General features: G+C 42.5%; 13 protein-coding genes. 1 reads left to right on the top strand and 12 read right to left on the bottom strand.

Annotated elements, in window-relative coordinates; translation table 11 throughout:
- Positions 1–15 precede the first annotated feature (15 nt).
- Positions 16–744 carry a CHAP domain-containing protein gene (locus CIK80_RS09990; protein ID WP_062845349.1) on the bottom strand — a complete coding sequence of 243 codons (729 nt, stop codon included), beginning with the start codon at positions 742–744 and terminating at the stop codon, positions 16–18.
- Between the two features lie 238 nt (positions 745–982).
- Between CIK80_RS09990 and CIK80_RS09985 the strand changes: the two genes are divergently transcribed.
- The gene (locus tag CIK80_RS09985) at positions 983–1,498 is read left to right on the top strand and encodes a hypothetical protein (protein WP_095569872.1); all 516 of its coding nucleotides are present in this window, start codon (positions 983–985) and stop codon (positions 1,496–1,498) included.
- 298 nt (positions 1,499–1,796) lie between these two features.
- On the opposite strand, the gene lpxC is transcribed toward CIK80_RS09985, so the two are convergent.
- From lpxC to CIK80_RS09930, 11 genes are all read right to left on the bottom strand, one after another.
- Positions 1,797–2,714 (bottom strand): UDP-3-O-acyl-N-acetylglucosamine deacetylase, encoded by a 918-nt coding sequence (gene lpxC / locus CIK80_RS09980; RefSeq protein ID WP_179288364.1) that lies wholly within the window; start codon positions 2,712–2,714, stop codon positions 1,797–1,799.
- A 318-nt stretch (positions 2,715–3,032) separates the two neighbouring features.
- Positions 3,033–4,232 carry a cell division protein FtsZ gene (ftsZ, locus tag CIK80_RS09975; protein ID WP_062845998.1) on the bottom strand — a complete coding sequence of 400 codons (1,200 nt, stop codon included), beginning with the start codon at positions 4,230–4,232 and terminating at the stop codon, positions 3,033–3,035.
- A 255-nt stretch (positions 4,233–4,487) separates the two neighbouring features.
- On the bottom strand, positions 4,488–5,780 hold the full coding sequence (gene ftsA / locus CIK80_RS09970) for a cell division protein FtsA (protein ID WP_218830327.1): 1,293 nt from the start codon (positions 5,778–5,780) through the stop codon (positions 4,488–4,490).
- 171 nt (positions 5,781–5,951) lie between these two features.
- Positions 5,952–6,746 (bottom strand): cell division protein FtsQ/DivIB, encoded by a 795-nt coding sequence (locus CIK80_RS09965; RefSeq protein ID WP_062845353.1) that lies wholly within the window; start codon positions 6,744–6,746, stop codon positions 5,952–5,954.
- A 499-nt stretch (positions 6,747–7,245) separates the two neighbouring features.
- A complete protein-coding gene (locus CIK80_RS09960; protein ID WP_095569869.1) occupies positions 7,246–8,268 on the bottom strand; it encodes a D-alanine--D-alanine ligase in 1,023 nt (340 codons plus the stop codon).
- Positions 8,269–8,295: 27 nt separating this feature from the next.
- The gene (gene murC, locus CIK80_RS09955; protein WP_095569868.1) at positions 8,296–9,735 is read right to left on the bottom strand and encodes a UDP-N-acetylmuramate--L-alanine ligase; all 1,440 of its coding nucleotides are present in this window, start codon (positions 9,733–9,735) and stop codon (positions 8,296–8,298) included.
- 99 nt (positions 9,736–9,834) lie between these two features.
- Positions 9,835–10,920 (bottom strand): undecaprenyldiphospho-muramoylpentapeptide beta-N-acetylglucosaminyltransferase, encoded by a 1,086-nt coding sequence (gene murG, locus CIK80_RS09950; protein ID WP_095569867.1) that lies wholly within the window; start codon positions 10,918–10,920, stop codon positions 9,835–9,837.
- A gap of 337 nt (positions 10,921–11,257) precedes the next feature.
- Positions 11,258–12,229 carry a glutathione synthase gene (gene gshB / locus CIK80_RS09945; RefSeq protein WP_095569866.1) on the bottom strand — a complete coding sequence of 324 codons (972 nt, stop codon included), beginning with the start codon at positions 12,227–12,229 and terminating at the stop codon, positions 11,258–11,260.
- A 109-nt stretch (positions 12,230–12,338) separates the two neighbouring features.
- Positions 12,339–13,040 carry an orotate phosphoribosyltransferase gene (pyrE, locus tag CIK80_RS09940; protein WP_095569865.1) on the bottom strand — a complete coding sequence of 234 codons (702 nt, stop codon included), beginning with the start codon at positions 13,038–13,040 and terminating at the stop codon, positions 12,339–12,341.
- Between the two features lie 61 nt (positions 13,041–13,101).
- Entirely contained in the window at positions 13,102–14,094 is a 993-nt protein-coding gene (locus tag CIK80_RS09935) for a hypothetical protein (RefSeq protein ID WP_095569864.1), read from the bottom strand.
- A 73-nt stretch (positions 14,095–14,167) separates the two neighbouring features.
- Positions 14,168–15,007: an SDR family oxidoreductase gene (locus CIK80_RS09930; RefSeq protein ID WP_095569863.1), complete on the bottom strand. Its 840-nt coding sequence runs from the start codon at positions 15,005–15,007 to the stop codon at positions 14,168–14,170.
- Between the last annotated feature and the right edge of the window lie 32 nt (positions 15,008–15,039).

Genomic DNA, 15,039 nt, shown 5'->3' with positions numbered 1-15,039 from the left:
GAGCTATTTAACTGATTATTTGTCCGCCATAGCAAGATAGATACCACGGTCTGACGCATCGTCAACGTACTGCGAATCACGCCATGTAGTATAGCTATGAGAGCCACTATAAGGATTGATGCTGTTTTGACGGAAGTCAGACACCCATGTATTGCCATCAAAAATTTGGATATGACCATGAGGACGGCTTGAGGTGCGGTTAAAGACAACGACATCACCAACTTGTGGTTGCATATCGTTACTGATCTTAGTGAAGCCTGCTTGGGCCAAAGTGCCACGTGAGGCGTACTGATAAGCGGATGGATTAGGCGTAAATTCGTAACCGGCTGATTGTAGCGCTTTACGTACGTAGCGTGCGCAGTAACCAGAACTTCTAGATAGGGCAACTCGTGCGGCATTTGCTGCTGCAATAGCAGGGGCAGAGTTACTATCAGGGGTGCGGCTGGCTTGTTGCTGACGCTGCTCATAAGACAAACGGCTGGTTAGCGAGGCAAGCTGGTATTCTTTTTGCTTAGCATGGGCGCTTAGATTATCAATAGCTTGGCTGATCTCATCGTTGCTATATACATGAGCGCCACTGTTGGTGCTATAGATATTACGACTAGAACCGTAGTTCGCAGAAGCAGAAATATTTGTGATGGTATGACTCAAGGTATTATTCGGTTGAAAGGTGGTTTCGACAGCACCACTCGTCTGTGCTATACCCATTCCCAATACTGACAAAAGCAATAAAGCTTGTTTCATAAATTTACTACCTATTGTTAATACAAGACCGCTCGTCATCCATGACAAAGCATCAATTAATTTAGAGGATATAATCATAAAATAAACATGATAAAATCCTTGTTACAACAGCCCACTCTTTTTTCTATAGTGACTAGCGTTTATTACCTTAGGCTAGTCAGATATCTCGTAAATCGTTTGTTATATATTGCTTTTAGCATGTCTATCGACGTTGTCACCTATTAGATGAGTCATTGCGATGTCAAAAAAACAGCCTAATCGGCTTGCTAAGCTTATCGATCATCAAGCTTTTGCTGGTAGTGCGCTACCACAAACTCTTGCTGACAATATGCGGCTATATACAAAAATGACCGCTGAGATAAAAGAGCTACTGGTAGATTGTCTACCTGAAGAAATCCTTAGTACCTGTTGGGTTGTAGGATTTACTCCTGAGCAACTCATACTCAGTGTTGGCTCTGTAACAGCTGCTAATCATATCCGCTATTTACAGAGTGCTTATTTGCGAGTGTTAACAGAGCAATCAATTACATTTAAACAACTCAAACAAATTCGCGTCGTAATTGCTAAAACTTCCACTCATAATCATTCAATTCAACAGTCATCGTCATTATCAATGACTAAATCAAAAACTCTTGAAATCAATGAAAATCAGGCCCTTAGCCAAAACACAAAGCGGACTATATCACAGGCCGCAGAGCATGTCACCACTGATGAAAATCTCAAAAAAGCCCTTTTACGCTTAATAAATGATTAAAAATCATAACTTCCTAATGTAAAGTTATGTAAATAAAATCGTGAAAATCAACGAGTAACGCTGGGGTTTTGTAATATCACAAATAAAAAAAATCATCTATTGGCATCATTCGTATCATGAATGCTACCAATAGATGATTTGAAAACCATCTACAGCTTTTGTATTCTCTACTCTGAAGTATAATTTTCGAAATAACCCGAACAATATATTCAAAAAATAGAATATTATAGGAATGTAATTATAGCCCGATCATGTAATATTGCGTAAATGTTTCGATACTTCGTGTATATTCCTGTATTCATCCTTCAACAGCTAAATCTTCTAAAGGTGAATACTTGATAGGACAAGTTACATTGTCATCAAAAGTTACAATTTCAAAATTATCATGGTCAGATAGTATTTCACGCACCAATAAATTATTTAGTGCATGACCAGACTTATAAGCATTAAAGCGACCCAAAATTGGATAACCGATTAAATATAAATCTCCCAAAGCATCCAAAATTTTGTGACGGACAAACTCATCATTGAAGCGTAAGCCTTCTTCATTTAATACGTTTGCTTCATCGATGACGATTGCATTGTCCATGCTACCGCCTAACGCCAAGTTGTTTTGGCGCATTGCCTCAATATCACGCAAAAAACCAAAGGTACGTGCTGAGCTTAATTGTTCAATAAAGTTTTGTGTAGAAAACTGCAGCTGAGCGTGCTGAAAGTTTTTATCAATAGCGGGATGATCAAAATCGATTTCAAAATTTAGCTCAAAACCGTCATAAGGACGCAGTTCTGCCCATTTATCATCCACTTTTACACGTACAGGCCGAACAATTCTAATGAACTTTTTAGCAGCTTCTTGCTCACACAACCCTGCTTCAAGTAACAATCCAACAAAAGGTGCAGCGCTACCATCCATGATTGGTATTTCTGAGGCAGAAACACGAATCAAGAGGTTATCTATGCCAAGTCCAGCAATCGCGCTCAAAAGGTGCTCGACAGTGCCGACACGAGTACCGCCAAATACAAGATTTGACGACATCATAGTATCTTGTACTAAAAAGGCACTGGCTGGGATTGGCTGACTGCCTTCGATATCAGAGCGCTCGAAAACAATACCAGTATCCACTGGCTGCGGATAAAACTCTAAGTTAACAGGCTGACCACTATGGAGACCTGTACCTGTAACAGCAATCGCAGTTTTTAGGGTTCTTTGGTTCATGGCTGTCTTCTCACATATTTTGTTACAATTGCCATAGTGTATCATTACCTACCCCCATTTCGCTATAGCTAATACTCTTTAATTTGCTTATCTCCTTGATTGATAACACTTATCGTCATATATATTCATGATTTATGGCGCTTAGCATTTATGTTTCTTTGTATAAATATCCAACTTTTCGAAACATTTTATGCAATAAAATCATCAGATATGTCCATTTGATGACAATTTTCATGCTATCTACTATTTATAAGCATGAAAAAGCCAGCGACTCAGCGCTGGCTTTTTAGTTCAAAATACTTGGTGTCTCTATAAGAATTACTTATTTTGTTGACGCTTTAAATAATCTTGAATACTGTTGGTTTTTGTTTTAGGCTGCTCTTGAGGTGCGTTCGAACGTGCTGCGGTATCTTGGTAAATTTGGGCTTGTGCTTGTTTTTGACTGTTTAGCGCACTAGTATGTACGTTAGGATCGACAGGTTGGGTGCTATTAACCGATGGAACTGGTTGCTCCACCACTTCTGGTTCTTGACCAGCATTTTCATCTAACGTTAAACCAGTGGCGATAACTGTCACGTGCAAGTCATCTCCCATTTTTTCATCAATCACAGAACCATAGAAAATATGAGCGTCATCAATATCAGTAATTTCTTCGACTATGGCACTGATTTTACTCATTTCATCCAAAGATAATGATTCAGAGGAAATCACGTTGACCAATAGACCTTTGGCATTTTCCAAACGCAAATCGTCAAGTAGTGGTGATCTGATGGCTTTTTCAGTCGCTTGACGCGCACGGTCATCACCGCTTGCACGACCAATACCCATCATTGCATGACCTTTAGCCGTCATTGCCGTACGAATATCATTAAAATCGATGTTAATCATACCTTCGCTAGCGATGGTTTCGGCAATACCCTGAACGGCGTGCAGTAAAACATCATCCGCTTTTTTGAAAGCGTCTTGCATAGAGATATTACCGTAGACACTCATCAACTTATCATTTGGAATCGTAATGATAGAATCCACAAAGTTGGTCAACTGCTCAATACCCGCTTTAGCAGCTTTGATACGTTTGCCGCCTTCAAATTTGAAAGGTGTGGTCACTACTGCAACGGTCAAAACTTCCATTTCTTTAGCAATACGAGCAACCACTGGCGCAGCACCTGTACCTGTACCTCCACCCATACCTGCGGTGATAAATACCATATCGGAATGCTCAAGTAAGGCACGGATAGCTTCTTCTTCGCTCTCTGCCGCTTCACGTCCTACTTCTGGGTTTGCCCCTGCACCAAGACCACGATTTGTTTTTGCACCAAGTTGTAATTTGTGCGGCGCAGTTAAACGATCAAGCGCTTGTTTATCCGTATTAGCACAGACAAAGGTTACACCCCTAATTCCTTGTTGTACCATATGCTCAACCGCATTACCGCCACCACCACCCACACCGAATACAGTGAAGCTCGCTTGGCCGTTATTTTGAAGCTGGTTATCATCTGGCATGGTGTATTTTGACATAAAAAAGATTCTCCAGTTGCAAATAGCGTAATGGTCGATACGTGGTAACGCACTCATGAGTTGCGCTATCGACACACTATATATATAAATGTATTTAAATAAAACAGGGCTATGGATTAAACCATACAGTTTAGACAAAATATGTCATCACCGATCAAGGCATTACTTTCAATATTACATTATCTTTAGATCAGATTATTTCAATGCATTTTGCAAGGGGTCAATCTTCTAAACATTTAAAAATATAAAACACGACTACAATATTTTTTTCAGTACGCTCGCAAAACGTTGTCCTGCACTTTGAAAAACCCCTGTCACTCGGTTTTTCTGAATCGCTTCAGGCTCACTTTTTTCACTGCGGCGGAACTGCTCACTCTGACTATAGAGTAGTGTACCAAATGCTGTCTGATAAGCGCGATCATTTACTTGAATATTAAGCTGTTTAAAGGATTCATCGTTATCAAAATGATTGTAAGCACTGATTGCAGGATGAGTATTGGTCAATACCACTGGCATTTTGAGCAGCTTTTTGGCAAAGGGGACCATACCTTTAATCATGCTACCGCCGCCAGATAATACGATACCTTTATCAATATATCCTATCAGGTCGGCGTCATGCAATTGACGAGCCACCTCAGTAAATATCTGGACATAACGTGCTTCAATGATGCGTGCTAAGTTATAGACACCAATATTGATCTCATCGTTTGAGCCTTGCGGCTTAAAAAGAAAGAATGAGCTCGGATCGACGCTATTGATATCAACTGTACCATGGGTCTTTTTAAGCTTTTCTGCTTCAATCATTGAGATACCGAAGTCGGCTGAAATATCCATTGTCACTTCATGACTGCCTGTGGCGATACAATGCGTAAAAATCAGCTTATTTTCTTTGTACACACAAATGCTAGTGGTGCTGGCACCGATATCAACCAAACAAACTCCTTGCAAGCGCTCATCGCTCATCAAGCTGTATTCAGCACTTGTCACTGCATCAAACACGATATGATCGATACCAACATCGCAGCTTTGCAGTAATTTTTGGATATTCTGACGACTAGACACTGGCATCATCATTAAGTGATACATGACAGTGATATTGTGTGCCATCATCTCGATTGCATCATCGACCATAAAGTCTTGATCATCGACGTAAATACCTTGCTGACAGCAATGCATGAGATAATAATCTGATGGTAAATCACGAGATTTGGCATTGGATAATGCTTGTACCATATCCTTGGCACGGACAACTTCATCCTCTACACGGACTTCACCTGCGCTATTTTTACTAGACAATTCAGGCGCAGCAAGTGTCAACCACACGCTATGTACACGGCAGTTAGCAGTGTCTTCTGCTTCTTGTATTGCTTGCTTAATAGCGCCTTGCAGTCGTTCACGATGCTTTATTTGACCTTGATAAAAATCGCTGTTTTTAACCTGCCCTACGCCTAAAATACGAATGTCTTTTGCAGAGACAACGTTGCCGATAACGACATAAACTGCCGTGGCACTTAAATGGACAACAACTAGATTTTCAGTATTTTTCATGTTACCAGACAAATTATCGCTAAACAGGAAACCGAATGACGTTCCCATTAAATCATTAAAAAAAGCGCTATCAACACGCTATGATGTTGTGTGTTCAATACTAATTACTATCAAAATTGCTCAAATCAAAATGCACTTTTTCTTTGCTACATGCCTGATTTTTGCTATCTACTACTGTGATTCATCAGTCTGTGGCTGATTCATATTCCAAGCAATGGTAAAGCCATTCTTATAACGCAAATCTACAGACTGTATGTCATCGCGACGATTTTTTAATTGATTGCCAAGCAGCTGACTTAAATTCAGTAGTTTTTGTGCGGTATTTTCATTATCAACGATGACACGCAATCCATTATCAAATCGAATTAACCATGTCATTCTTGGTGACAAGATAATATCTTCTACTTGAATACCAAGCGGTGCATACCAGTCATTAACTTGTTGCATTTGCTGCATGATAACAGGGGCTTGTGTCAGCTCGCCCTGTAAAGTAGCAAATTGCTCTTGCGTCAGATCTTTATCATCTGCAGGGATAAAAACAACCCCTTTTGCATCGACCAAACGCTCTGTACCAAAATTGGCTACCGCTTGTTTAGGCAATGCAGTAATTACAATACCACGCTGCCAGTCACGAGAAACACTGACCTGATCTACCCAAGCCAAACCTGTCGCAATGTCTCTTAAGGCCTGTAAATCAGAGGTAAAAAAACTACTGACCTTTTGCTGATCCATGACTTGCTGCAATGATTGGTACTCTGCACTTGTCAAACCTTTATTACTAACATAAATAGCAGCAGGAGGTGCATCACGTAATGCTTTCCCACCCATCATCAGTATCAATACAAGTAATCCTAACACTAACACCATAAAGAAGTACTTAAGTGTGGTTGGTACTTGAAACTTAGATTTTGGGCGACGGGTTTTATCACTCATCAAGTCAGTTATTTCGTTGACAGTTTGAGCCATAACGACCTTTGCCTCTGTAATTGCATAAACCAGTTATGCAGGTTATTGATATAAGTATGCAGTATTTTTTTGCAGCAGCCTATTGATTCAATATGTTATCAAAGTCTTTGATAAAAACGGCATAAATGATACCGCTATACTGATTCAAACGTAACATTTTTCTCAATGTATGAAGAACTTATGAACAGTATTCATATAAAACATAAATATCACTAAAACAGACCAATAATTACAATATTAACGTATTTTATGGTTAAACAATAGCCTAACACTGCGTAGTGACGGTGAATTTACACAAGTTTACACGAAGCTGTGTTATAGCAGCTCTAGCGACACATTGATGCACTATAAATCATTGCATTTAAAGATACCATTAAGGATGCCATGGGGTTCTTTATGGTATCTTCTTTTTTAAGCCGTTCTACCGTTCGTCTTTTTCAGTAAAACTGATTCAATGAGCCGCCTTTTAGTACAGTAAACGAGTTACCTTAAACCTTAACTATAGTGTTTGCGCCAAAATGTGCCAGCACAGAGAGTCAAAATCCATGCCGCGGGCTTTAGCTGCCATCGGAACCAAGCTATGACTGGTCATACCCGGTACAGTATTGATTTCAAGCAGCCAAAAGTTGCCTGCTTCATCTTGCATGGCATCAATACGGCCCCAACCTTTTGCATCAACCGCGCGAAAGGCTGCAAGACTCAAAGCTTGTAGATGCTTTTCATCTGCTTCATTCAATCCACATGGAATATAGTAACTGGTATCGTTACGGTTATACTTAGCATCAAAATCGTAGAAGTTTGTGATATCAGCCGGTTCAAGACGAATGACGGGGTAAGCTTCGTCATCGATAATAACAATCGTGAATTCTCGTCCCGTGATCCAGCGCTCTGCCATCACGGCATCCCCGCACTGTACCGCTGTTGCATAGGCAGCAGGAAGCTCGTCGAGATGATTGACTTTTGTCATACCAATACTAGAGCCTTCATGTACAGGCTTGATGATTAGGGGCAGCCCAAGCGTGTTGACCACTTGCTGCCAATCAGTATCTGCTGTCAACAATGAAAATGGCGCAGTTGATAGGCCGCATCCTTGCCATAGCTGTTTGGTACGTACTTTATCCATACCTAATGCAGAAGCTAAAATACCTGAACCTGTTTGTGGAATATCAAACCATTGCAACACGCCTTGTAGCAAACCATCTTCGCCACCACGACCATGCAGTACATTGAATACGCGATCATACGCACGTAATTCAGTGATATCTTGATCCTTAGGATCAAAATGAGTCGCGTCAATTCCTTGATTTTGTAGCGACTGCAATACTGCTGCACCACTATCTAAAGACACGCTACGTTCGTTACTACTACCGCCATAGACCACTGCCACTTTACCAAACTGGCTCGCACTCTTGCCATTGTGGTTGGCAGTGTTTAGAGCAGCATCCTGTGTGATATGCGTGTCTGTATTACTATTAGATTGATTATCATGGTTTACGTTTTTTTGCGCGTTACTCGTTGTCATGGGGATAGTTCCTAAAAGTCTTTTAGCTTATTGAATATAGAGATTGTTGGCAGCCAAATCGATGGCTATCTGCCCTATGTTACCAGCACCTTGGGTAATAAGCATGTCATTGGATTTTAATAAACGCTGCATCACAGGTGCCAAATTATCTTTATCTATAATCGTTGGCTCCACTTCCCCGCGTAAGCGAATACTACGTGCCAATGACTTCGTATCAGCCCCTGTAATTGGACTTTCACCAGCCGAATATACTTCTAATAATAGTAGCTCATCAACGCTTGACAATACTTCGACAAAATCATCATAACAGTCACGTGTACGGCTGTAACGATGCGGTTGAAACAACATGACCAATCGGCGGTCAGGGAAACTTTGACGTGCCGCCTTGATGGTCGCATCCACCTCTTTTGGATGATGACCATAATCGTCAATCAATAAGACATTGCCATCATCTATGTCCACACAAGCATGTTGCTCAAAGCGGCGTCCAACTCCTTGGAATTTCTGCAGAGCGCGTTTGATAGCCTCATCATCTACGCCTTCGTCAGTCGCCATGGTAATCGCAGCAAGCGCATTGTAAACGTTGTGCGTACCAGGAATGTTGAGCGTCAAACGTAAAGGATCACGATCACGACGCAATACGGTAAAGTGTGTCTTGGTTCCCTCAGTTACCAAGTCGACTGCCTGTACATCATTAAATGGTTCTAGACCAAAAGTAAGTACAGGGCGACCAATATCATCAATCATGGCATATAAATCAGGATCATCACCGCAGACCACCGCCAAACCATAAAATGGCATATTGTGTAAAAACTGAATATAAGCCGCTTTTAATTTGTCAAAGCTGTTGCCATAGGTTTCCATATGATCTTGGTCGATGTTGGTCACAATCGCGGCCATCGGACGCAACGATAAGAAAGACGCATCAGATTCGTCGGCTTCTGCCACCAAAAAACGGCTACTACCAAGCGCAGCATTTTTGCCAGAAGCATTCAATTTACCGCCAATCACATATGTCGGATCAAGCTGCCCTTCTGCCATCATCGTAGTCAGCAAACTGGTTGTGGTAGTTTTACCATGCGCGCCAGCAACCGCAATACCATGGCGATAGCGCATCAATTCGCCAAGCATATCTGCACGGCGTACGACTGGTAGACGCGCTTCGAGTGCTGCTTTTACTTCAGGATTGCTACGATCGATTGCTGAAGACACAACGATGACATCGGCATTGGCAATGTTTTTAGAATCGTGACCGATGGATATCTTGATACCGATTTGCGCGAGACGTCTGGTCACTAAGCTATCACTGATATCAGAACCGCTCACTTGATAACCCTGATTATTCATTACCTCAGCAATTCCACACATACCCGAACCGCCAATACCAATAAAATGCAAATGCTGAATGCGGCGCATCTCTGGTATTTCAATCAAACGCTTGGGTAGAGCTTTTGCTGGGGTAGACATAAGGGTTCTCTTTATTGAAGACAAATAAGTTAAAATCGAATAAAATTTAGTAAATCAAAATAATGGGTTATGACCCCCATGAATAGCAAAACATCCGAGCTATAGGGTTTGCCAAATAATATCAGCAACATGCTTACTGGCATGACGATTGGCAAGGGCATGACCTTTTTTCGCCATCTCCAAACAGGTATGACGATTCAGTTGACTCAGCTCGTCGCTCAAACGCTGCGGTGTTAGCTCAGATTGCGGTAATAAAATCGCGGCATCATGCATGGTTAATGTGCGCGCATTCGCCGTTTGATGATCATCAACGGCGTGCGGCAGGGGCACAAAGATAGCAGCCATACCAACGTTTTGAATTTCAGTAACGGTCAATGCCCCTGCTCTGCAAACAATCATATCTGCCCAATTATAAGCAGCGGCCATGTCATTGATAAAGGGCTGGACCACGCATTTATGCTGACTCAAATCCTGCGCATCATAAGCCGCTTGTGTCGCAGCCTCATTATTACGTCCACATTGATGGCGCACTTCAAAAGGACGCTCTATCAATGCCAGCGCTTTTGGTACAGTATCATTCAATGCTTGAGCACCAAGCGAACCACCAACGACCAGCAGTTTCAGGGGCGATGTATCATTCACATCATAACGAACGCTAGGCTCATCGACACCCGTAATAGTATTACGCACAGGATTGCCTACTGTTTCAACTTTTGAATCCAGCTCACTATGAGCAAAGGTATGCTCAAACGCTTGCAATACTTTGGTGGCGATTTTTGATAAGTAACGATTGCTCATGCCAGCAATGGCATTTTGTTCATGGATAATCAGTGGTGTCTTTGTGAGGCGAGCCGCGATACCACCAGGCGCTGTCACGTAACCACCAAAACCAACCACCACATCAATCTGATTGCTACGGATGATTCTGATCGTCGCCATCGTGGCTGATAACAACGTCATTGGCAGTTTCAACAAGCGCCCAACACCTTTGCCGCGCAGCCCTTGCATATCGATGGCATGAAAGCGATAACCTGTCGGTTCGACCAGACCATTTTCCATCCCATGCGGCGTTCCGAGCCAATGAATGACAGCACCGCGTTTGACAAGCTCTTCACTCACGGCCAACGCTGGAAACACGTGTCCGCCTGTGCCAGCAGCCATCATTAATATATGCGGTGTATTCATGAACGCCTGCCTGTCTTTTCTGTATTAATATGAATAACTTATTATCCCCTACTCTTCTGACATCTCGGCGAATAAGGGCCCTACAAAAACTCGCATAGTATAGAGTAAATCATCGGCTGATATACAGCACTTTATGCATGGTTGACAACAAAAATCCAAGCCGTGAACAATCGCGACTTGGCTTTGATTAATCAGTCTTAACAATTTCCAAGACGCTCAGAAATTCTACCCCAACAATGTTTGAAATAAAGCGTCATAACCAAATATCTTAGCACAATCATTTCTAGCCATTGTGCACATCCCTTAGCGATAAATTACTCTATCATTGCTATTTGGCTTAAATTGCCATTTTATTTTCGATTGCCATGATAAAGTCTGTTGCAATGTCAGTGCCGCACTGATCGTCAATCTCACGCACACAAGTCGGACTGGTGACATTGATTTCAGTAATTCGGCCACCGATTAAATCCAAACCGACGAACATCAGACCTTTTTCTTTTACAATGGGGGCTACCACTTCTGCCACTTGGCGCTCAATATCAGTCAAAGGCATGGCAACACCGCTACCACCAGCAGCGAGATTACCACGCGTCTCGCCTTTGGTTGGAATACGAGCCAAGCTATAATCTATCACGACGCCATCGACGATTAATACACGCTTATCGCCTTCTTTGATTTCTGGCAAATAACGCTGCGCCATGATTGGTAGAGTTTCAAGCTCCGTTAGCATCTCAAGCGTCACGCCAATATTGGGGCTATCAGCGGTCAAGCGGAAGATACCCGTACCGCCCATACCATCCAATGGCTTGACGATGACATCTTGTTGCTCGGTGATAAACTGACGAATATGCGCCTGCTTGCTGGTCACAATCGTTGGGCTCATATAATCGCTAAACCACGTGGCAAACAATTTCTCATTACAGTCTCGAATCGCTTGTGGGTCATTGACCACTAGCACACCTGCCGCTTTGGCATGATCAAGCATATACGTGGCATAAATGAAGCGCATGTCAAAAGGTGGATCTTTACGCATCAAAATCACGTCATAGTCGCTAACCAAACCCGTTGACTTATCACCTAGTGTATAAAAATCTTGCGGGTCGCGTTTGACGGTGACAGGCTGCGTATCCACCATCAGCTCGCCACGATTCAACCACAAATCATGAATCTGACAGTAACCCAGACTGTGACCACGATCTTGAGCGGCCCACATCATCGCTAAGCTGGTGTCTTTTTTATAATTAACCCGCTCGATTGGATCCATGATAATAAGTATTTTTAGGGATTTTTTTTGATTTTCTTGACTCATGGTAAGGCTCACTTACGTTGTATGATAAATAGACAAATATATGCGACTCAGTTAACACGATCGTTCTGCCAGCTTCTAGCCGTCGCCTATAAAAACGTTCTACAACAAACTATACGCCGTACTGCTCACGATAATGCTGCATTTTTGCAAGTTGTGTCGCATCTTTATGCTGACTATGTTCGTCTGCCAAATAACTGATTAAGTCATCGATATCGACCAAAGCACGCACAGGCACTTGTAATGTCGTGGCAAGCTCTTGAATCGCCGAATGCTCAGCCTGACCCTTTTCTTTACGATCAAGCGCTACGATAATACCCGCAACACTTGCGCCTGCTTGCTCTAAAATCTCGACCACTTCGCGCATGGCTGTACCTGCGGTAATCACGTCATCAAGTATCCAGACGGCTTTGCCACTGACATCAGCACCAACCAAATTACCCCCTTCACCATGGGTTTTGGCTTCTTTACGGTTATAACCCCACTTGGCATTGATACCATGATGCAGCCATAGTGCTTGTGCAGTTGCTGCCACAAAGGGAATACCTTTGTACGCTGCCCCAAAAATAACCAGCTCTTGCTGATTAGTACCCTCATTCGTAGTTATTTGCTCAGCTAAGGCATCTGCATAACCGCGTGCTAATAACGACAACATCTCACCTGTGGCAAGCAGACCGGCATTAAAAAAATAAGGACTGATACGACCAGACTTGAGTACAAATTCACCAAATTTTAAAACTTGATTGTCTAAAGCCAGCTGAATAAAAGCATGAGAAGAAAAGTCTGGGTTTAGAGAATGTTGAGTGTTTGGCATTATGGCATTCCTATTAGCAAAAAGAAGGGCAAAAAATTTGCGTTATTGTACGCATTACTCATCAGCTTGACCAACCATTGATGTCATAATCTTGCATATTGGGATAACGAGTCAACAAGCCATTGCGCGATGACACATTGAAATAGCATTGGTCATCCGCACTGACTTGTATATCCCAGCCCAAATGACAGGCAGCAACGATAACATGTCCTACAAAAATTCGTATTTGGCGGTACGCATGACGCTGCGCAGGTTCAAGAGTGATTTGGCTAAGGACATAACTGCGTATGTGTTGACAAAGTTGTGCTGCACTATAACGGTCATTGATACTTTTACGCGTACCACATTGCTTTAAAGCATGCACGGCAGCGCTACAAGCCATAATGTCAGTCGCCAAACTGCCCTCACCCGTCTCAAACACTTGTGGCTGTAAAATGACTTGCCAATCATCCGCGTAAAGACTATTGAGCAGCTCATCTGGATTATAACGTTTGGTCAGCACCCGTAAAGAGGTAGATGTAACGCTAGTATGCTTATCTGTAATTTCAGCCACCTCAGTTGGTAAATCATTCAAGGTAAAACCGTAGCGATGCAGTTTTGGATACGCCCGAAGCGCCTGCTGTATGTCCGACATATCCAACAATGTCATGTCATGTAGGGGCGATAATAGTGGCTGCTCACTGTGATTTTGATAAAAACTGGCTGGCAAATCGATAAGGTGCGCTGCTTTTAACAGCGACAAATGCTCAGACAACGCCTCTGACGCGATCAACCCCCATTTGGATAAGCTATCTTCACTAGGCTGATAAAACCGTACCGAGTGCCCATAAAGCCTGCGCAACTGCTCATTGAGTCGTCGCGTCGGTTCAGGGATATCTGTTAACGGTCTGGCAGGATCGACGGGCGACTGAGCAGGATCAAAATTAGGATGTACAATCGCAGGTGAGCTGTTATCGGCTAAAAGACAAGACCGCTCATCTTCTACGGGCTTAATGCCTTCTGCAAAAAAGTCAGCATGAGGCATGCGATTGTCAGAAGTAGAAGGCTGAGTCATGAAATCTCTCTAAAAAATAAAATTTAAAACGAAGCAAACCGAACACTCACACTGGACCGAGTTTAGACTTACTTTATGCTTGATAGTGCAAAATATCACGGTAACCTACTTGCCAATCAGGATAATCCAGCCAAGCTAATGGAATGTTGCTGTGTAAGCGTTTTCCTGTGACAGCTGTTTTTGTCTGATCGATAGTAGGCGGTATTTCATCCATCTGTTTGCTGAGCCAAGTGGTCAGCTCAAAAGTCGTGACTGGCCTATAATCAGTCGCGAGATAAATAGGTCTTGGTGCATCGCACGTCAATACATTGGTAATGATAGTGACCAAATCACGATCCATAATACGGTTGCTCCAGTGCTCTGCTGCTACTGGCTCTTTTTGTGACTCTTTGGCCTTACGCAAGCGCATGAGACGCGCGCGGCCATAAATACCGCTGGGACGAATGATAATCGCCTTATCCCCAAAACCTTGTTGTAATATTTGTTCTGCTTGTAGGATAACTTTTGACGCTTCACGCTTAGGTGTCAAAGGCACCGTATGTTCATCAATCCATTCACCATTATCTTGTCCGTAAACGCCGGTTGACGAGATAAAAACAATGCGCTCAAGCTCAGTAAGTGTCTCACTAAGTTGTGCTAAATGCTGATTGATGGCCAAATAGCTATTGTGATAGCCGCTGGCAGAATATTCATCAGGCGTCACAATAATGGCAATATGAGTAAAGCCCTGCAATTGCTCAGCAGTAAGCGTTGATGCATCGACTTGCATAAATGTTGCTTTATCATCCAAATCATACTGATGACGCTCACCACGTGCCAATCCAGTGACGCTTTTATTGTTTTGCGCCAGTTTATTGGTCACTGGTAAGCCAATATCACCTTGGCCAATAATCAGAAATTTTTGAGTGCTCATCCTGCATCCTTACCTTTGCCAAATATTTATAG

This window comes from Psychrobacter sp. JB193 (assembly GCF_002285555.1).
Taxonomy (GTDB): Bacteria; Pseudomonadota; Gammaproteobacteria; order Pseudomonadales; family Moraxellaceae; genus Psychrobacter; species Psychrobacter alimentarius.
This window is presented reverse-complemented; position numbering and strand designations above follow the sequence as displayed.